The sequence below is a fragment of the Streptomyces sp. NPDC053673 genome (assembly GCF_055585225.1).
In genome coordinates this window covers 56984-75272 of sequence record NZ_JBVJKN010000007.1, presented here as the reverse complement: position 1 = coordinate 75272, position 18289 = coordinate 56984, and the positions used below count along the sequence as shown (strand labels likewise).

At 71.7% G+C, this 18289-nt stretch carries 17 protein-coding genes; 5 read left to right on the top strand and 12 right to left on the bottom strand.

The features are described 5' to 3' along the window. Nucleotides 1-92: 92 nt before the first annotated feature. Nucleotides 93-1355 (top strand): MFS transporter, encoded by a 1263-nt coding sequence (locus ACZ6ZQ_RS13025; protein WP_469768602.1) that lies wholly within the window; start codon nucleotides 93-95, stop codon nucleotides 1353-1355. Nucleotides 1356-1470: 115 nt separating this feature from the next. Here ACZ6ZQ_RS13025 and ACZ6ZQ_RS13020 read toward each other — a convergent pair whose 3' ends face one another. The 10 genes from ACZ6ZQ_RS13020 to ACZ6ZQ_RS12975 form a co-directional block, all read right to left on the bottom strand. After that, entirely contained in the window at nucleotides 1471-2724 is a 1254-nt protein-coding gene (locus ACZ6ZQ_RS13020) for a S8 family peptidase (protein WP_469768601.1), read from the bottom strand. A 514-nt stretch (nucleotides 2725-3238) separates the two neighbouring features. Next, nucleotides 3239-3574: a hypothetical protein gene (locus tag ACZ6ZQ_RS13015; protein WP_469768600.1), complete on the bottom strand. Its 336-nt coding sequence runs from the start codon at nucleotides 3572-3574 to the stop codon at nucleotides 3239-3241. 182 nt (nucleotides 3575-3756) lie between these two features. Beyond that, a complete protein-coding gene (locus ACZ6ZQ_RS13010; protein ID WP_469768599.1) occupies nucleotides 3757-3978 on the bottom strand; it encodes a hypothetical protein in 222 nt (73 codons plus the stop codon). Next, nucleotides 3962-4213: a DUF6400 family protein gene (locus ACZ6ZQ_RS13005; RefSeq protein WP_469768598.1), complete on the bottom strand. Its 252-nt coding sequence runs from the start codon at nucleotides 4211-4213 to the stop codon at nucleotides 3962-3964. The genes ACZ6ZQ_RS13010 and ACZ6ZQ_RS13005 overlap by 17 nt, the downstream gene beginning before the upstream one ends. Nucleotides 4214-4304: 91 nt before the next feature. Beyond that, entirely contained in the window at nucleotides 4305-5678 is a 1374-nt protein-coding gene (locus tag ACZ6ZQ_RS13000) for a carboxyl transferase domain-containing protein (protein ID WP_469768597.1), read from the bottom strand. Next, nucleotides 5671-7128 (bottom strand): acyl-CoA synthetase, encoded by a 1458-nt coding sequence (locus tag ACZ6ZQ_RS12995; protein WP_469768596.1) that lies wholly within the window; start codon nucleotides 7126-7128, stop codon nucleotides 5671-5673. Before ACZ6ZQ_RS12995 ends, ACZ6ZQ_RS13000 begins: the two co-directional genes overlap by 8 nt. A gap of 202 nt (nucleotides 7129-7330) precedes the next feature. Continuing rightward, nucleotides 7331-8557, bottom strand: coding sequence for a nitrate/nitrite transporter (locus ACZ6ZQ_RS12990; protein WP_469768595.1), 1227 nt, complete (start codon nucleotides 8555-8557; stop codon nucleotides 7331-7333). Nucleotides 8558-8857: 300 nt separating this feature from the next. Then, nucleotides 8858-9475 (bottom strand): LysE family transporter, encoded by a 618-nt coding sequence (locus ACZ6ZQ_RS12985; RefSeq protein WP_469768773.1) that lies wholly within the window; start codon nucleotides 9473-9475, stop codon nucleotides 8858-8860. A gap of 183 nt (nucleotides 9476-9658) precedes the next feature. After that, a complete protein-coding gene (locus ACZ6ZQ_RS12980) occupies nucleotides 9659-10696 on the bottom strand; it encodes a rod shape-determining protein (protein ID WP_469768594.1) in 1038 nt (345 codons plus the stop codon). Nucleotides 10697-11078: 382 nt separating this feature from the next. Further along, nucleotides 11079-11627 (bottom strand): hypothetical protein, encoded by a 549-nt coding sequence (locus ACZ6ZQ_RS12975; RefSeq protein WP_469768593.1) that lies wholly within the window; start codon nucleotides 11625-11627, stop codon nucleotides 11079-11081. A 138-nt stretch (nucleotides 11628-11765) separates the two neighbouring features. On the opposite strand from ACZ6ZQ_RS12975, the gene ACZ6ZQ_RS12970 reads away from it, so the two are divergent. Next, the gene (locus tag ACZ6ZQ_RS12970; RefSeq protein ID WP_469768592.1) at nucleotides 11766-12482 is read left to right on the top strand and encodes an SCO2400 family protein; all 717 of its coding nucleotides are present in this window, start codon (nucleotides 11766-11768) and stop codon (nucleotides 12480-12482) included. Between the two features lie 176 nt (nucleotides 12483-12658). Here ACZ6ZQ_RS12970 and ACZ6ZQ_RS12965 read toward each other — a convergent pair whose 3' ends face one another. Then, nucleotides 12659-13093 (bottom strand): MarR family winged helix-turn-helix transcriptional regulator, encoded by a 435-nt coding sequence (locus ACZ6ZQ_RS12965; protein ID WP_469768591.1) that lies wholly within the window; start codon nucleotides 13091-13093, stop codon nucleotides 12659-12661. Nucleotides 13094-13185: 92 nt separating this feature from the next. On the opposite strand from ACZ6ZQ_RS12965, the gene ACZ6ZQ_RS12960 reads away from it, so the two are divergent. Beyond that, a complete protein-coding gene (locus ACZ6ZQ_RS12960) occupies nucleotides 13186-14205 on the top strand; it encodes an NADP-dependent oxidoreductase (protein WP_469768590.1) in 1020 nt (339 codons plus the stop codon). 61 nt (nucleotides 14206-14266) lie between these two features. Beyond that, nucleotides 14267-14689 (top strand): organic hydroperoxide resistance protein, encoded by a 423-nt coding sequence (locus tag ACZ6ZQ_RS12955; RefSeq protein WP_469768589.1) that lies wholly within the window; start codon nucleotides 14267-14269, stop codon nucleotides 14687-14689. 133 nt (nucleotides 14690-14822) lie between these two features. Here ACZ6ZQ_RS12955 and ACZ6ZQ_RS12950 read toward each other — a convergent pair whose 3' ends face one another. Beyond that, complete coding sequence (locus ACZ6ZQ_RS12950) at nucleotides 14823-17372, bottom strand: M14 family zinc carboxypeptidase (protein WP_469768588.1); 2550 nt, start codon at nucleotides 17370-17372, stop codon at nucleotides 14823-14825. 98 nt (nucleotides 17373-17470) lie between these two features. Here ACZ6ZQ_RS12950 and ACZ6ZQ_RS12945 point away from each other — a divergent pair, with 98 nt between their 5' ends. Next, on the top strand, nucleotides 17471-18286 hold the full coding sequence (locus ACZ6ZQ_RS12945; protein ID WP_469768587.1) for an EI24 domain-containing protein: 816 nt from the start codon (nucleotides 17471-17473) through the stop codon (nucleotides 18284-18286). Nucleotides 18287-18289: the final 3 nt, after the last annotated feature.

Below are 18289 nucleotides of genomic sequence, written 5' to 3'. Positions count from 1 at the left end.
AAGGGGCCCATCCCGCTGCGTCCCTATACTGCGATCATGCCGTCAACAGCCCGCACACCAGCCCACCGCCCCTGGCCCGTGGCCGGTCGGATATGACCGCGACCGGCACCCCCGTCCGCGACCGCCGCCGTATCCTCGCCGATCTCACGCCCCTGCGCGCCTCCGTCCACTACCGGCGGCTCTGGTTCGGGAACACCGTCTCCTGGATCGGCCAGGGCATGACGACCCTGGCGATCTCCCTCCAGGTGTACGACATCACCCGCTCGACGTTCTCCGTCGGGCTCGTCGGGCTCTTCTCCCTCGTTCCGCTGATCGTCTTCGGGCTGTACGGCGGCGCCGTCGCCGACACCGTCGACCGCCGCAGGCTCGGACTGTTCAGCGCGACCGGGTCCGCGGTGCTGTCGGCCGCGCTCGCCACCGCCGCGTTCGCGGAGTTCCACCACGTGTGGTTCCTGTACGCGGTGGTGTCCGGGCAAGCGGTGTGCGCCGCGCTCAACGCGCCCGCCCGCAGCGCGATGATCCCCCGGCTGCTGCCGGCCGAACAGCTGCCCGCCGCCAACGCCCTCAACTCCATGACGATGACGTCCGGCATGCTGATCGGGCCGATGCTGGGCGGCGTCATCGTCGGATACGGCGGCTACCAGGCCGCGTACCTCATCGACGCCGTCGCGTTCGGCGCAGCGCTGTACGCCATGTGGCGCCTGCCGTCGATGCTTCCCGACCGGGACCGCACGGACACGAAGCGGGCCTCGGTCCTCGACGGGCTGCGCTTCCTCGCCACCCGCCCCAACATCCGCATGACGTTCTTCTCCGACTTCTGCGCGATGATCCTGGCGAAGCCGACGGCGCTGTTCCCCGCCGTCGCCGTGCTCTGGTACGGCGGGGACGCCCGTACGACCGGTCTCCTCGTCGCCGCCCCCGCCGTCGGCGCGCTGCTCGGCGGTGTGTTCTCCGGCTGGCTGGGGCGGATCCGGCGGCACGGGGTGGCGATCCTGCTCGCCGTTGCGGCCTGGGGAACGGCGATCGCGGTGTTCGGACTGACCAGGAACCTCTGGCTCGGGCTGCTCTTCCTCGCCCTCGCGGGCTGCGCCGACACCGTCTCCATGGTGTTCCGGAACACCATGCTCCAGGCAGCCGCGCCGGACGAGATGCGCGGACGGCTCCAGGGCGTCTTCATCGTCGTCGTCGCGGGCGGACCGCGCCTCGGGGACTTCCTCGCGGGATCGGTCGCCGACCTCACCTCGCCCACGGTCGCCATCACCGGCGGCGGGCTCGCCTGCGTCCTGGCGATCGGTCTGCTGGCGCTGCGCGGACGCGGGTTCGTCCGGTACGACGCCCGCGAACCGACGCCGTAGAGCGGCGCCCCCACGGGGGCGCCGCTCGGCAGGAGGCGGCGGGGACATCCCGGAAGAGAGTCGTGGGGACGTCCCGGAAGAAAGCCGTGGGGGCGCCTCGGAACGAACCCGTCGCTCAGAGGGAACCGACGTTGAGCAGAGGCTCCTGGATGGTGTCGCCGTCCTCGGAGGGTGCGATCCAGTCGAAGCTGCCGGCGCTCTGCAGAGCCGCCTTGACGGTGCCGGGCGACGCACTGGGGTGGGTCGCCCGGTACAGGGCCGCGCCGCCCGCGACATGGGGTGCGGCCATCGAGGTGCCGGACAGGGTGGAGTAGCCGCCGCCCGTGAAGGTGGAGCGGATGCACACACCCGGAGCGATCAGGTCGATGTCGGGGCCGTAGTTGGAGAAGTCGGCGAAGGTGTCGTCCTTGTCGTCGCGGCACGTGGGTGAGCCGAGGCCCCCGGGCTTGCCGTCGAAGTCGGCCAGCGCGCTGACGGTGATCACTTCGTCGTATGCGGCGGGGGCGGTGTTCTTCGCGTCAGCGTGGTCGTTGGCGGCCGCGACGACGTAGGTGACGCCCTTGGCGACGGAAGCGCAGATCGCCTGGTGCATGACGTCGTTGTCGGTCGCGCCGCAGTTGCCGTCGTCGGCGCCCGCACCGCCCAGGCTCATGTTGACGATGTCGATCTGGTCGGCGTGGCTGGTGACGTAGTCGATGCCGCAGACGACGTCCGAGGTGGAACCCCACCCGAGGGGGTTGAGCACCTGGACCGGCCAGATCCGGGCGCCCGGTGCCACACCGACCACCCCGGTGTCGTTGTCCAGGGCGCCGACGATGCCGGCGACATGCGTGCCGTGACCGTGCAGGTCCATCTGCTTGAGCTGGGGCAGCCAGCAGTTCTTGGCGCCGGCGGTGTGGACGTTCAGGTCCGGGTGGTTCGCGTCGACTCCGGTGTCGATCACCGCGACGTCGACATCGGCCCGGGTGTCCGTGCCGTCGATGGCGGCCGTGGGGCTGGCATCGGCCTCGGCCCGGTCCACACCGCTCGGGACCTCCTGGGCGGCGATCCGCACCGTACGGTCGGGCTGCACGGACCGGACCTTCGGGTCCTCGGCCAGCGCGGCCGCCGCACTCGCGCTCATGGACGCCGCGTAGCCGTGGAGGGCGTGGCGGTAGACGTGCCTCACGTCGGCGCCCATGGAGGATGCCTGCTGCACGGCCGCGTCCACGGCCGCGTCTTCCTCTCCGACTACGGCGGTGTCCTTGAGGGTCACGATGTACTGGCCGGGGATCTGGCCGGACTGCGCAGGTGCTTCGGCAACTGCGGGAGCCGGGGACGTGGCGGCAAGGGCGAGAACAAGGAGGGCGACGCCGAAGATTTTGGGCATCCCGGACCTTTCTTTCTTTCGGATGTCGACGGGGGGCGAACCGGCTTTTGCGTGACGGTTTTCCGCAATGTCCGATGTGTTTGGTGCTTACAGCTAGCAGGTTTGCGGTGGCGTGCCGGTCCGACATCCGAGCGATCACCGGTTTGCTGACTTCCCGTCATCCATACAGCTCCGTCATAGGCCTTCGGTGATGTCCCCCTTCGCGGACCGGATCCCGCCGAGCGCTCCGCCGTTCCGCGCGGCGGCGCCCGGCCGATGGCGGGGTCCGAGGCCCCGGCAGGTGAATGGCAAGTAGCCGCCATGGCAGGTAGCCGCCAACCTTTGGTCGCCCCAAGCGACTTATGAGCGCTCAGACTCTTCGGAACACCCCGGAACCACCCCTTCGCCGGGAGTTGAGGAGAGACATTCATGACCAGAGCGCCCGCGAGAAGGAGAGCCCGGCTGCTGGCGGCCGGGCTCTCGCTCGTACTGCTCCCGGCCGGACAGGCCCTCGGCGCGGAGCCCCCCGACAGCCTCAAGGGCAGCGTCGCGCCCGCGGAATCGGCCCCCCGCCCACACCGTCACCCTCGTCACCGGCGACGAGGTCACCGTCACCGATCTCGGCGGCGGCCGCAAAGCCGTCGCCGTCGAGCGTCCCAAGGACGCCACCGGTGCCGTACGCAGCCAGATATCCAACGGCCGCATCACCGTCGTACCCGACGAGGCCCGCGGCTACCTCGACGCCGGGGTCCTCGACAAGCGGCTGTTCGACGTCACCGGGCTCATCGAGCAGGGCCTCGGCGCAGGGAACCGCTCCCGCTGATCGTCTCGGCCGGCGACGACCAGGCGGCTCGGTGAAGCAGGAGATCATCCGGGCGGTCGGCGTGAAGTGATGCGCTGACGGCTCCGGAACGTAAGGCCCGGTACGGCGATGCGGCGCCGTACCGGGCCGCTTCATATGTCCCGTGTTCACATGGCCGTGTTCACGTGCGGGCGTTCATGTGCCCGTGTTCATGTGCGGGCGTTCATGCGCCCGTGCTCACGCGCCGGTGTTCATGTGGTCGTACGGCGCCTGGTGTCGAGCGACCACGTGTGGGTGCAGCCGGGGCACTGGAGGTGGACGACCGTGCCCTTGTTGGAGATCAGATAGCGCCAGTGCGCACCGCAGTTGCGCCCGTCGGCGCAGGTGGCGCAGTCCCGTGCGTCGTCGCAGCCGGGGCAGGGCACCCAGGCGCGGCGCGCGATGTCCGCCTGCGGATCAATGGGCAGCCGCACGGCCCGGCTCCCCTCCGGGAAGGACTCCGGCGGCCACGAGCATGTCGTACGTGCGCTGCTGGTCGGCGTCGAGGCCGGAGTAGAGCAGCGTGTACGCCGCGTCCTCGCCCTGCAGGGCGGCCACCGGGTCCCAGTCGGGCCCGAGCGCGGCGACGACCTCGGCCCGTCGCCGGGCCTCTTCGAAGGTCAGGTCGATCGTGAAGGGTATGAGGTCGGGCGCGTGGTCCTGGTCCATGGCGAGACTCCCGGTGGTGCGGTGGGGTCTGTCACGTGTACCAGAGGGCCCGGGTGCCAGGGAAGGGAACCCTAAGTTGCTGTGACGCACCTCATGGCTGCGTCGAGGGCCGTTCCCCGTGGGGCACGATCCCCCGTACGACCCCCAGCTCCACGAGGTCCTGAGGGCGCAGCCGCAACTGGTCCGCGGTCGACGGCGCCGCGGAGGGGGCGCGCTTGAGGATGGCCGCGGCAAGCTCCGGCGCGATGACGGAGAAGTAACTGTCGGGCGTGGCCCAGGTGTTGTCCGGAGCGGCGAGTGCCAGGGCCCCGCCCGAGCCGCCCTCGCCGATCACGAGTGTCGTCACCGGGACGCGGGCGGACGCTATCGCCGCGAACACATCGGCGATCGCGGCGCCCGCACCCTCCCGCTCCGCCTCGGCGTCATTGGCGGCACCGGGCGTGTCGACGAGCGTCAGCACGGGGATCCCCAGCCGGTCCGCGAGCCGGACCAGCCGCGCGGCCGTCCGGTACCCGGCGGGCCGGGTCGCGGTCCCGCCCTGCGCGGCATACGCGACGGCCCGGCCGCCCCGCAGCCCGAACCCGCACACCATCCCGGGGTCCCTTCCGCCGCACCGGTCCCCTTGGACGTCCAGCCGCTCCTCGAAGTACGCGTCGAGATACGCCCCGGCGCGAGGTCTGCGGGAGTCCCGGGCACGCTGCACGGCTTCCCAGCCCGTGGGTGCGGCGGCCCCGGCGTCCCCGAGGGCGTGGGGTGGCGGCGTCCCGGCCCCGGCCCCGGCCCCGGTGTCCGTGCCGCCCGTCAGCAGTGTCAGCCACAGCGACAGCGTGGACCGGAGGTCCTCCGGGCGGACGATCGCGTCGATGTGGCCCGCCGCCAGCTGACCCTCGGCCGTGTACGCCGACGGATCGGCGTCCGGCGGGCGGACGCGGGAGCCGGCGAAGCCGACCTGCGCGCCGGGCAGGGCGAGGATGACGTCCGCACCCGCGCCCAGCGTGGCCCAGCCGCCGCCCGTCGTCGGGTCGCGGAGCACGGCGACCTGGGGCAGTCCGGCCGCGCGCGTCAGGGCGGAGGCGCGGGCCACCCGCTGAAGCTGGGTGAGGGCGATCATGCCCTCCTGCATACGGCTGCCGCCGGTCGCGATCAGCGACACCAGCGGCATCCGCCGCTCGCGGGCGTACGCGTACGCCGCCTCCAGCCGGTCGCCGGTCCGTTCACCCAACGATCCGCCCAGGAAGCCGAATTCGAACGAGACCACCACGGCCCGGCTGCCACCGATCCGTGCCGTTCCCCAGACGACGGACTCCTCCTCGCCGCTACGAAGGCCCGCCCGCGCCAGCGACGCGCCGTACCCCGCCCACCCGAGCGGCCCGTCGCCGGACCGTGCGGTCGCCGTGGGTCTCGCCTCCTCGAACGCGTCTGTCGTCAGGGCGATCGCCTCGCGGGCCGTCGGTCGTTCAGCCATGGGTGAGCGCCCGCTTCATGATCTTGCCCATGTCGTTGCGGGGCAGCGACTCCAGCAGGCGGACCGTGCGCGGCCGCTTGTGCGGGGCGAGCTGGCCGGCGACGTGGTCGGACAGCTCCGCCGCCGACGGCGGTCGTGCGGAATCCGCCGGTACCACCCAGGCCACGATCCGCTCGCCCAGATCCTCGTCCGGCTCGCCGGTCACCGCGGCCTCCCGCACCCCGGGGTGCTCCAGCAGCGCGTTCTCGATCTCGCCGGCGCCGATCTTGTATCCGCCGCTCTTGATCAGGTCCGTCGCCTTGCGTCCCACGATCCGTACATAGCCATCCGCATCCCGGACCGCCATGTCGCCCGTACGGAACCAGCCCCCGTCGAACGCCGCCTCCGTCGCGTCCGGCCGGTTCAGGTACTCCGTGAAGAGATTCGGCCCCCGCACGTGGATCTCGCCGACCGTCTCGCCGTCGTACTCCGCGATCTCGGTCCCGTCCTCCTCGACCAGCCGTAGCTCGACGCCCGGCAGGGGCAGACCCACCGACCCGGCCCGGGGCTCCCCGTCCACGCGCACGCTCGTGATCATGAGCGTCTCGGTCATTCCGTACCGTTCGACGACCCGCCTGCCCGTCGCCGCGAAGATCCGCTCATGATCGTGGACCGGCAGCGCCGCCGAGCCCGACACCAGCAGCCGTGCCCCGGCCAGTGCCTTCGCCAACTCCGGGTCGCCCTCGGCCGCTTCGGCCAGCCGGTGGTACATCGTCGGCACCCCGAACAGCATCGTCCCGCCCGTCCCGAGCTCCCGAGCCACGCCGTCCGCCGAGAACTTCCCCAGGTGCCGTACGCAACCGCCCCGCCGCAGCGGACCGAGGATCCCCAGGATCAGCCCGTGCACATGGAACAGCGGCAGCGCATGGACGAGGACGTCATCCCCGCTCCACGCCCACGCGTCCTCCAGCGCGTCCAGCGTCGCCGCGATCGCCCGCCGCGGCAGCACCGCACCCTTCGGCGGGCCGGTCGTCCCCGACGTGTAGACGACCAGCGCGGGCGCGCCCGGATCCGGCTCGGGCGGCAGCGCACCCCCGGCCCCCGAGCGGGCGGACACCGGGATGTCCACGCGCTCCAACCCGTCCAGCGCCGACGGCAGTTCCTCACCCGGAGCGGCGAGCACCAGCGCCGGCGCGCTGTCGCCGACGATATGAGCCAGCTCCCGCTCGCCGGTCCTCGGGTTGAGCGGCACCGCGGGCACTCCCGCGAGCAGCGCGGCGACGACCCCGACGGCGGTCTCCAGCGACGGCGTGGCCCACACCGCGACCCGCCCCGCTCCCGCGAGCCGCCCCGCCAGCGACCCGGCCGCCGCGGCGAGTTCGCCGTACGTCAGCGCACGGTCCCCGAAGCGCATCGCGGGCCGGCCGGATCCCTCGACATCCGCGGCCAGGGCCGGGAAGAGAGCACTCACTCGTCGTCCTCCTCAAGTCACGCGTGCACGGGGCTGTTCATCCTTGCCCACAGCCAGGGCCTGTCCGGTGGATCTTGCTGGGTACCATTCTCCCCACTGCTTGCTACTCGTGCGTAATAAACGCTGAGGGGACGAGACCCTCTCCGGTCGCTTCGCCTGAGGGTGTCTTGCGGAGCCAGAGCTGTCCGGGCCTGGTCCAGGCCTATGTCCTGGCGGCCGACGCCCGCGCCAGCTCCGTCTCGTCGCCGCCCGGACGGATGTTCCGCATCCGCCCGTACGCGTACACGCAGCCCGCCAGCGCCAGATCCGACAACAGCATGTAGCCGATCGAGTAGGAGCCCTTCGCGCTGTAGACCGCGCCCATCACCAGCGGCGGTACGAAGCCGCCGAGCCCGCCCGCCGCGCCGACAATGCCGGTCACACTGCCCACCTGCGGCTGCGGCGTCACCTGCGCGACGAGCGCGAAGATGCTGCCGCTCGCGGTGCCGAGCCCCGCGGCCGTGCACAGCAGTGCGACCGTGCCGCCCGGTGCGATCGGCGGATCGAAGGCCTGGACGATCGCCCACAGCGCCACGAAGCCCAGCGCGGCGGCGGTCACCAACGCCGGGTGGACATGGTCCGAGATCCAGCCGCCGAAGGGCCGGAAGACGACGGCGATCAGCGCGAACCCGGCGGCCTTCGTGCCCGCGTCGGTCGGTGACAGCTCGTACCAGGTCTTCAGATACGTCGGCAGGTAGACGCCGAACGCCACGATCCCGCCGAAGCCGATCGCGTACAGCGCCGACAGTTCCCATGTCACCCGCAGCCGCCCGGCCTGTTCGAGCCGCGACGCCAGTGAGGCCGTCGGCACCGGCCGGTCGGGCCGGTCGCGGAGCAGGGCGGCGGCGATCAGCGCGTACACGGCGAGCGCGATCGCGACGACGTAGAAGGGGAGGTCCTCGCCGGCCTTGGCGATGCGGGGCGTGAAGAACCCGGACAGCGCCACCCCGCCCATGCCCATCCCGAACACCCCGATCGCGAAACCCCGGTGGACCGGCGGGAACCACGAGTTGACCAGCGGGACGCCGATCGCGAACGTCGTACCGCCGAGCCCCAGCAGAAAGCCCACCACGAGCATCGCGCCGTACGAGGCCTTCGCCGGGATCAGCAGCAGCACGGGCACGATCGTCAGCGCCGACACCAGCGGGAACATCAGCCTGGCGCCGTACCGGTCGGTGAGCGCGCCCGCGGGGATCCGGCCCAGCGAGCCCACGAGAACGGGCACGGCCACGAGCAGCGACTGTTCGAACGACGTCAGCCCGAGCCGGTCCTTGTAGATGCCGCTGAGCGGCGCGATCAGGTTCCACGCCCAGAAGGTGAGCGCGAAGCCGATCGTGGCCACGACGAGGTTGCGGTACGCGGTGGCGGAGGCCTTGTCTGCGGTGTCCACGAGGTCAGTCAAGATCTAGTGCCCCTCCTGGCAAGCTTTGCCCTGTCGCGCCGCCCGGCACGCACCCTCGCTGCGTTGGCCAAAAGCCCTGGTAGCTCCGCTACAAGGACTTCCGGCCGCCTTGCGATGCTTCCCCTCGGCCCTGTGGGCCTGGGGAGACCCCATGCACCGGACGACGCTCCTTGACGGGCAAACATTGCCGGTCGCGGCACTCGGCGGGCGGGCAGGCGCGCGGTGCTGAGCCGTACGGCTCACGGCGTACGGCTCATACGGTTCACGGCATACGGTGCATACGGTTGTTCACGGCAGCGGGAGAGCGATCTTCACCGCGTACACGGCCACCAGGCCGAACCCCAGGCGGAACGTCCAGGCGCGCGCGCTCGCACCGATCCTGGCGCCCGTGAACCCGCTCGCCGCGACGAGCAGCTGCTGCCAGAAGAGCGAGGCGGCGAACACCCCGGCCACGAACACCGCGCCGGCCGCGCCGCCGCGGAGCGCGGCGCCCTGTGCGGTGGTCAGCGCCGCGAAGTACAGCGCGGTGGTGGGGTTGACGAGGGTCAGCGCGGCGAACCTCGTGAATGTCCGCACGGTGCCGCCGGCCCGGTCGGCCCCGGCCGACACGGGGTCGTCGGTCACGCGGCGCGACGCCCACAGCCCTCGTACCGCGATCACCATCAGGACTGCCGCCGACACGAGGCGAACCCACGCCTCGACGCCCGAGAGGGCCGACGCGACCAGCGGGCCGAGGGCCGTCGCCACGGCCGCGTAGGCCATGTCGACGACCGCCACGGCGGCGGCCGCCGCGACCGCGTGCCTGCGGTCGCGCATCCCCTCCTGGATCAGCAGGACACCCATCGCCCCCAGGGGCACCGCCACACCCAGCCCGGCGACCGCACCCGCGACCGCCGTCGTCCACATTCCGCTCACCTGCCACACTCTCGATCGCGCGACGCTCGAAGCGCGACCGAATTTTCCCTGGGAAGTCGAGCGGCGCCGGCCGTGGCCCGCCGCCCGCCCGGACAGGACCTGGCACCGCCCCTCCGCCGGGGGCCGGCTTCGCCGGCGGCGCCCGCCGCGGCGTGCTCTCCCCGGGCGGCATCCTCAGGCGGTGAGCGGATCGAGGATCATCGACCGGATACGGCCCTCCATCATCTCCCCGAGCCCGAGCACCGCGCAGACGTCGGGCCGCTCCGCGATGTGCACGGGCATACCGGTCGCGTCGCGCAGCATCTGGTCGAGACCGGGCAGCAGCGCGCTGCCGCCGACCATCATGATCCCGCGGTCGGCGAGGTCGGCGACCAGGTCGGGCGGGCATTCGCGCAGGATCATCCCGATGCCGTCGAGCACGGCGGTCAGCGGGGTGTGGATGGCGTCGCGCACCGCGGCGGTGTCGACCCGCACCGAACGGGCGAGGCCCGTGGCCACGTCACGGCCGTGGATCTCGGTGGAGGCCGGCCCCTGGAGGGTGAGGCCGTTCCCGCTGAGGGCCAGCTGCAGGGGCCGTACGGACTGGCTGGGCAGCATCAGTGCGTGCTGGTGGCGGAGATACTGGATCACGGCGTGGTCGACGGCCTCACCGCCGACGGGAATCCGCACGGCCGTGACGATCGAGCCCAGGGAGAGGACGGCGATCTGGGTGGTGGCCGCCCCGCACACCATGATCATGGTGGCGGTCGGCTGCTGCACCGGGAGCCCGCAGCCGACCGCGGCCGCGATCAGCGTGTCGACCAGCTCGACGCGGCGGGCGCCGAGGCCGACGAGCGTCTCCACCGTGGCGCGCTGCGCGAGCGGATCGGCGTCGTGCGGGGCGCAGGCCGCGGCGCGCAGCCGGGGCTTGCGGCGCAGGTGGCGGCGGAGCTTCTCGCCGAGCAGATGGCGCAGCATGCGCTGGGCCATGTCGATGTCGATGACGCTGCCGCCGGAGACGGGGCGCATGACCCGGATGTAGTCGGGCGTACGGCCGGTCATCTGCTCGGCGAACTCGCCCACGGCGATGAGCGCTCCGTTGCGGGTGTTGACGGCGGCCACGCTCGGCTCATCGACGACGAGCCCGACGCCCTTCACGAAGACCCGGGTCCTCGCGGCGCCGAGATCGACGGCGACATGGCAACGACGCAGCTGCTCAAGACTGACGGTCACGACAGATCCTCCCGAGAGCGGTTCCTGTTCGCATCGTCCGATCGCCGGGCGCGTGGCGCGCGCTGAGCTGAGCCGGTCGGGGGTGGGCCGGAAGAGACACCTGACGTCACATCAGCTGCGCGGCGGACCCAGGGCGTGTTGCGAAAGTCCCGCCTGGCCCGCGACGCCTGGCACGCACTCCCCCGTAGCCCTTCGGGCACGGGAGGTGCCCCCACGCTGCGTTGTCGGACTCATCCAGGTACGTCCAGTACGAGGATGATCTCCCCCAGAGCTGCGCCTGGGAGGTGCCCCCACCGCCTTGCGATCGCACGCACCGGACGCCGCGGGCCCCGCCCTCCGGGCGGACGGCGCTACTTTCGCAACACGCCCCAGCCGCGTGCCGTCACATCAGCCGTTGCAGCAGCCCCCAGCTGAACTCCGCCACGCAGGGCCGTCCGTCGGGCAGGGTGAACGCGAGTCGCCACCGCGTCGGGGCCGTGCCCTCCATCGGGCGTACCGGGGCGAACGCCCTCGCCACCTCGTCGACCGTGCAGGACCAGGGGCGCAGATCCTCTTCCGTGCGCAGCACCGGGCCCGCCGCTCCCGGCGCCCGTACCAGCCACTCGTTCCACACCGCCCCGCCGGGCGCCGCCAGGACCTCGAACCGAAGGTCGGGCCAGAGCGGTACGGGCCACAGCAGCGCGTCGCACTCCAGGTCGCCGATCCGGCGGCGGGACGTCGACTCGGGGGTGCCGAGCACGGAGCGGTACCGGGCGAGCGAGCCGCGGCCGCGCGGCGAGCGGACGATCGCCTGCCAGCGGCGGTTGGCCTCTCTCATGTCGGCGATCGACGCGCCCAGTTCCTGGCGGGCGTCCTCGACGAGCTCCGGTTGATGGTCGGCCATCCGGCGCAGCAGGACGAGCTGGAAGTCGCGCGGCCCGAAGGAGTTCATGCCCCCATCGTGCCCGTATCACCTGGTCCGGGAGGGCTCCATGGCCAGCCGACGTGCCGGGCAAGTGATGTTTCCACACAGGATCCTCACAGCCCCGGCTACCTCTGTTGTCCCATCGCTGCATACGCTGCGGGCGCCATGAATTACTGCTACCAGTGCCGTCGACACCTCAACGGGGCTTTGGCGTGCGCCGGGTGCGGTACTCCCGCGGAGGAGCTACGGCACCACAGCCCCGCATCGACGGACGACGACGTCGTCATCGAGCTGGGCGGTGCGCACGGTGAGGACCGGCCGCCCGCCGGACACCGTCGTGCTCCCGCGTCCGGTCGCCGTGACCGCAGCAGGGCCGGCGCCCGCAGAGCGCGCCGGAAGCGTGGGCGGAAGGTACTGATCGGGACCGTCGGCCTGGCGCTGGCGGCGGGGGCGCTGAGCCTGGCGGAGCTGGCGAGGGAGTCGTCCGGCGGCGACGACGGCACGTCCGTCGAGGTCCGCGAGGAGGAGTCCATCGCGGTCGACGACATACCCGAGCCGACCGGCAGCGCCGAGCCGCCGCCCGGTCCGAGCGCGGTGAGTGAGGCGCCCACGACGTCGTCGGGGGAGCCGGCCAGGTCGAGCACACCCGTGGGCCGGGGGAGCGCACGGCCCGGTGTCGCCGCGTCGTCCTCGCAGGCCGAGCCGTCCGTGTCGTCGTCCGCCCCGCCCGAGCCGAGCAGTGACGTTTCTCCGTCGGGTACGGCCGACCCGTCGCAACCGGCGTCGTCGACGCCGCCCGGGCAGCCCGGACCGCCGCCCCGGCCCGCGCCCACGCCGAGTCCGACCGAGACGTGCACCTGGTTCCTCTTCTGGTGCACGTAGGCCCATGAGGAGACCCCCGACGAGCATGCTTCACGCCCGTCCGGTGTCCGAGGGCAGCCGTTCGGGCGCGCCGGTCGGTACGGGGTCGGTCGGTACGGGGCCGGTCGGTACGGGGTCGGTCGGTACAGGGCATGCGTCATGCCCGTCCGGCGGGTGCGGATGCGGGCGGACGGGCCCTACGCCGTCGGCTTGCCCAGCATTCGCTTGAGCAGGTCCCGGAGCACCGTCCGCTCCTGCGTCGACAGCTCGGCGAGCGGCTCGCGCGCGAAGCCCAGGGATTCGCGCAGCTGCTGCGCGGTCGTGCGGCCCGCTTCCGTCGCGGCGGCGATCTTCACGCGGCGGTCGGCCGGATCGGGTCGGCGCTCGACCAGCCCGCGCGCCTCCAGCCGGTCGATGATCCCCGTCACGTTCGACGGCTCGCACTTCAGCTGCTGCGCGATGCGGCGCATGGCCGTGGGCTCCACGGAGAGCAGCCCCAGCACCCGGGCCTGGGCCCCGGTGAGGGCGTGCCGGCTCGCGGCCTCCTCGTATTCGTCGTGGTAGCGGGCCACGACGGAGCCGATGAGTTCGACGACCTCGAGGGTCAGCGGGTCTGTTCGAGTGATGGCCATGCCTGTCAGCATACCCAGATACTTGACAACATGAAATATTTAGGAGCATGGTTGTTTCAGTATCTGAAGCTTTTCTAGGAGGCACCGCAGCCATGTCCGCTCTTCCCGTGTCCGGCCGTGAATGGCACCTCGTCGCCCGCCCGCAGGGCTGGCCCAAGCCCGAGGACTTCGCCCTGCGCGAGGCCCCGGTGGCCGAGCCGGGCGAGGGCCGGATCCTCGTACGTAACCTGCACTTCTCGGTCGACCCGTACATGCGCGGCCGGATGAACGACGTGAAGTCGTACGTTCCGCCGTTCCAGCTCGACCAGCCCATGGAAGGCGGCGCGGTCGGCGAGGTCGTCGCGTCGAACGCGGAGGGGTTCGCGGTCGGCGACCACGTCCTGCACTTCCTCGGCTGGCGTGAGTACGCGGACGTGGACGCCAAGCAGGCCGTCAAGCTCGACGCCTCCGCCGCCCCGCTCTCGGCCTTCCTGGGCGTTCTCGGCATGCCCGGGCTCACCGCCTATGCCGGACTCTTCGACGTCGCCTCCTTCAAGGAGGGTGACGCGGTCTTCGTCTCCGGCGCCGCCGGTGCGGTCGGCAACCTGGTCGGCCAGATGGCGAAGCTGAAGGGCGCCTCCCGGGTCATCGGCTCGGCCGGCTCCGACGAGAAGGTCAAGCTCCTCGTCGAGGAGTACGGCTTCGACGCCGCGTTCAACTACAAGAACGGCAACGTGGCCGAGCAGCTCAAGGCGGCCGCCCCCGACGGCATCGACGTCTACTTCGACAACGTCGGCGGAGATCACCTGGAAGCCGCGATCTCCTCGCTCAACGTGCACGGCCGCATCACCGTCTGCGGAATGATCGCCCAGTACAACGCGACCGAGCCCACCCCCGCCCCGCGCAACCTCGCCATGGTCATCGGTAAGCGGCTGCGGATCCAGGGCATGCTCGTGCGCGACCACGAGGCGCTCCAGCCGCAGTTCGTGCGGGAGGTCTCGGGCTGGCTGCGCTCCGGCGAGCTGAAGTACCAGGAGACCGTCGTGGAGGGCATCGAGAACGGCGCCGAGGCGTTCCTGGGCCTCATGCGTGGCGAGAACACCGGAAAGATGATCGTTTCTCTCGACCGGTAGTCTCGACCCACACCGTCGCGATCGTGGGCGCGAGTCGCGGCGCACAGAGAAGGAAACCCGCATGTCCATCCAGCAGTCCGACGTCCTGTACACCGCCGTCGCCACCGCGGAGAACGGCCGGGACGGTCGCGTCGCCACCGACGACGGCGAGCTCGACGTCGTCGTCAATCCGCCCAAGGAGATGGGCGGTTCCGGCGCCGGGACGAACCCGGAGCAGCTCTTCGCCGCCGGTTACAGCGCCTGCTTCCAGGGCGCCCTCGGTGTGGTCGCCCGCCAGGAGAAGGCCGACATCTCCGGCTCGACGGTCACCGCTGAGGTCGGCATCGGCAAGAACGACGAGGGCTTCGGCCTCATCGTCAAGATCTCCGCGAGCATCCCGAACGTGGACGCCGCCACGGCCAGGGACCTGCTCGAGAAGGCCCACCAGGTGTGCCCGTACTCCAAGGCCACCCGCGGCAACATCACGGTCGAGCTCGCCGGCTGAGCTGATCACGTATCGTTGACGCTGAGGGCCGTACCCCGACCGACCGGGGTGCGGCCCTCCCGTCTCACCGGGCAGACGGGACCGTGAAGACACGACCCAGTGCCCCTCCCGGCAAACATTGCCGGTCGCGGCACTAGCCCAGCAGAGCCCGCCCGACCTGCGCGAACACGCCCTTCGGGTGGTCGCGGAACAGCGGCTCCGTGCCGAACAGCACCACCCGGGCGCCCTTCGCCGACCTGCCGCTGACGATCGACGCCTTGCCCGCGGAGTCCTTCGGGCCGCCCTTGCCGTCCGCTCCGGCCCGCCAGTGGCCCGACACCAGCGGGTTGCCGGCGCCGTACGACTGGTCCGCCCGTACACCACGGCCCAGGTCCGTGAACCACAGCGGCGAGTAGACGAACGTATGCGCCGGTGCGCCGCCGGTCAGCGAGCCGCCCGCGTTCGTGACCCGTACGACCCCGTTGGCGTCGCCGTTGCCCGCGACCGCCTTCGCCGCGAGCAGACCGGCCTGCGCGTTGAACGCCGCGCCGTCCGGGCCGAGCCCGACGACCCCCACCCCGCTCGCGCGGAACGCGTCACGCGCGGTCGGCGTCAGCTTCCCGTACTCCAGACCCGCCGACACATACAGCACATCGGCCTTCGACCAGTCGAAGCCCGCGTTGAGGGCGTCCGTCGACACCGGCACCACGTCGAAGCCCATCTCGCGCAGCGCGAACAGCTCACCGGCGCTGACCGCCGCCGCGACCCTGGTCCGCTTCAGCGGCACCGTGCCCCGCTCCGCGGTGGCCCGGAAGGCCACGCCGTACCGGTCCGCCAGCACCGCCGCCCTGCCACGCGCCGAACCCGGGACGATCGCCGAGCCGTCGGCCGTGCGGCGCACCGCCACGCCCTGCGCCAGCAGGGAGTTCAGCGCGGCGAGCTCCTTCGGGTCGTCCAGGCGCAGCGACAGATCGCCATGGCGCGCCACGTGACCGGTCGGCGAGGCGGTGTGCACCGGACGGCTGTCGACCTTCAGCTCACCCCGGACGGCCTTGTTCACGGTGGCGCCCCACAGCTCCCCGAGGCTCCAGCCCGAGATGTCGTACATGGTCGACACATCGGCGCTGATGTCCCGGCCCTCGGCGAGGATCACATTCGCGATACCGCGCTTGGGCTGGTGCATGTCGACGACGTACGACCCGGCCGGATACGTACGGCCCGCCAGCCGGAAGCCCTTGCGCGCCCGCTCCACCCGTACGTCATTGGCGACCAGATGGTCCACCAGCCGGGCAGCCGCGGTTGCGTTCCTCTGTCCCCTGCCCGCCGGGATGACGTACGCCCGAGGGAAAGTGGTCGTATAGACGTCCTCGGGGCCGATGCCGGGCACGCCCGGCACGGTCTCCTCGGACACCGGCCGCTGTGCCTCGCCCGCCGCACCCCGCCGGAACGTCTCGATCTGATCGGCGAGCACGGACGTGCGGTGCGTGTGCGTGTAGTCGAGCGCCGCGCGCATCGCCGCGCCCGCGACGGCCGTGTTGATCGCGGCCCGGCGGCGCAGTTCGGCGACGGGGAGGGAGTCGTACTCCTCGTGGTTCACCGCCATCGGGAACTCGATGGTGTGCGCGGCGACCGCGCCCTGGAACGGCATGTACTGCGGGGTGAAGACCGGCGGCCAGTCGTCCCAGCCCTCCTTCTGGTCGCGGAAGGGGATGACGGCGGGCTCGACACCGTCCTTCTGCGGGGTGTAGCCGAGGCCGTTGACCGCCTTCTCCATGCCCAGCGCGTTGGCGTAGGCGTTCTTCAGGAACAGGTCGTACTCGTAGTTCTCGCCGTGCGGCGGGGTCGTCGGCTCGATGAGGGTGCCGTTGACGTACCCGTGCAGATCGAGCATCACGGCGGGCTGCTTGTCGATGGCGATCTGCCGCATCGCGCGGGTCTCGGGCTGCGAGGCGGTGATGAAGTCCCGGTTGAGATCGAAGCCGTTGGCGTTGGTGCGGGTGCCGGCGATACGGCCGTCCGGGTTGGCCGTCACATTGAGATGGATCCTGTTCCTGGCGAGCAGGCCCGCGGTCTTCGCGTCCTTGGCCTTCGCCAGCTCCTCGATGAGCTTCAGGGCGGCGTCCGTGCCCTCCCACTCGTCGCCGTGGATGTTGTTGTTGATGAAGACCGGGGTCTTGTACGCGGCCTTGATGTGCCGGTCCCTGGCGGCCGCGGCCGGCCGGTTCTCGATGAGCTCGCGCATCCGTTCCTGGTCGCGGGCCTGCTTGGCGGTCTCCGGCGCGGTGACGGTCACCAGATACAGCTCGTGCCCGCCCGCCGAGCGCCCGGCGATCTCGACACTGACCCGGTTGCCCAGCTTCTGCAGGGCGTTCAGGCGGGGCGCCAGCGCGTGGTACGGGGCCAGGCCCAGTTTTGTCGATTTGTCGGCCGGGTTGACCGGCGGCGGTGTGAGCACGGTCCGCCGTGGATAGCCGCCCTCCTTGCGCAGCGCCGGTGTCGCACTCTCCAGCGCCCGCAGCGCGGCGCCCCCCACCGGCGTGGCGCCCCGCCCGGTGTCCCGGCCCGCACCCTCGCGTAACGGGTGCGGCTGCGGCCGCGGTCCGTCGGGGCCGGGTGCGGCGGACGCGGGGAGCGGGGCAAGGAACAACGCGCCGGCGACGGCTGTACAGGCGGTGCTGATCAGGACAGGTCTGCGGATCGCCATGCGTACACAACCTCCAGAGGTGATCAATACGCAGGGTCTACCGTGTCGTGCCCCGGACAACAAGAGGGCGCCTCGGGACCGCCGGATAGGGTGGGCGCATGCGTGATCTAGGGGTGGGCTTCGGCTATCTGTTGAAGGGCCAGCGATGGGTCGGCCGGCACGGCCGGTGGTTCGGTTTCGGGCTGCTGCCCGGGCTGGTCACCCTCGTGCTGTACGCCGGCGCCCTCATCGGGCTCGGTTACGGCGCGGACGACCTGGTGGGCTGGTCGACGCCGTTCGCCGACGACTGGTCGTCTCCGTGGCAGGGGCTGTTCCGGGGCTTCCTCACCGCGCTGGTCTTCGTCTTCGGACTCTTCCTCGCCGTGATCACCTTCACCGCGGTGACGCTGCTGGTCGGCCAGCCCTTCTACGAGTCCCTGTCCGAACAGGTCGACCGGAGCGAGGGCGGGGACGTCCCGGAGTCCGGGCTGCCGCTCTGGCGCGAGCTGTGGATCTCCGCGCGGGACAGCCTGCGCGTGGTGCTGAGGGTCGCGCTGTACGGCATCGTCCTCTTCGCGCTCGGCTTCATCCCGGTCGTCGGACAGACGGTCGTCCCGGCCATCGGCTTCTGCGTCTCCGGATTCTTCCTCGCCGAGGAGCTCACCGCGGTGGCGCTGCAGCGGCGCGGCGTGGAGCTGAAGGAGCGGCTCGCGCTGCTGCGCGGCCGCCGGCTGCTCACTCTCGGCTTCGGCGTTCCGCTCGCCCTCGCCTTCCTCGTCCCGTTCGTCGCGGTCTTCCTGATGCCGGGCGCGGTGGCGGGTGCGACGCTGCTGGTGCGGGATCTGACGTCGCCCCAGGGCGAGCCGGAGCCGGCCGCGCCGACGGGCGGCGCGCTCTCCTTCGACAAGCCGGCCGGCTCGCCCGCGTCCTGGTAGCCG

Bases quoted from the DNA above. Each gene is read 5' to 3' on its own strand.
- ACZ6ZQ_RS13025 (WP_469768602.1), top strand. From the start codon at position 93: ATGACCGCGACCGGCACCCCCGTCCGCGACCGCCGCCGTATCCTCGCC.
- ACZ6ZQ_RS13020 (WP_469768601.1), bottom strand. From the start codon at position 2,724: ATGCCCAAAATCTTCGGCGTCGCCCTCCTTGTTCTCGCCCTTGCCGCC.
- ACZ6ZQ_RS13015 (WP_469768600.1), bottom strand. From the start codon at position 3,574: ATGATCTCCTGCTTCACCGAGCCGCCTGGTCGTCGCCGGCCGAGACGA.
- ACZ6ZQ_RS13005 (WP_469768598.1), bottom strand. From the start codon at position 4,213: ATGGACCAGGACCACGCGCCCGACCTCATACCCTTCACGATCGACCTG.
- ACZ6ZQ_RS13000 (WP_469768597.1), bottom strand. From the start codon at position 5,678: ATGGCTGAACGACCGACGGCCCGCGAGGCGATCGCCCTGACGACAGAC.
- ACZ6ZQ_RS12985 (WP_469768773.1), bottom strand. From the start codon at position 9,475: ATGTGGACGACGGCGGTCGCGGGTGCGGTCGCCGGGCTGGGTGTGGCG.
- ACZ6ZQ_RS12975 (WP_469768593.1), bottom strand. From the start codon at position 11,627: ATGAACTCCTTCGGGCCGCGCGACTTCCAGCTCGTCCTGCTGCGCCGG.
- ACZ6ZQ_RS12970 (WP_469768592.1), top strand. From the start codon at position 11,766: ATGAATTACTGCTACCAGTGCCGTCGACACCTCAACGGGGCTTTGGCG.
- ACZ6ZQ_RS12965 (WP_469768591.1), bottom strand. From the start codon at position 13,093: ATGGCCATCACTCGAACAGACCCGCTGACCCTCGAGGTCGTCGAACTC.
- ACZ6ZQ_RS12960 (WP_469768590.1), top strand. From the start codon at position 13,186: ATGTCCGCTCTTCCCGTGTCCGGCCGTGAATGGCACCTCGTCGCCCGC.
- ACZ6ZQ_RS12955 (WP_469768589.1), top strand. From the start codon at position 14,267: ATGTCCATCCAGCAGTCCGACGTCCTGTACACCGCCGTCGCCACCGCG.
- ACZ6ZQ_RS12950 (WP_469768588.1), bottom strand. From the start codon at position 17,372: ATGGCGATCCGCAGACCTGTCCTGATCAGCACCGCCTGTACAGCCGTC.
- ACZ6ZQ_RS12945 (WP_469768587.1), top strand. From the start codon at position 17,471: ATGCGTGATCTAGGGGTGGGCTTCGGCTATCTGTTGAAGGGCCAGCGA.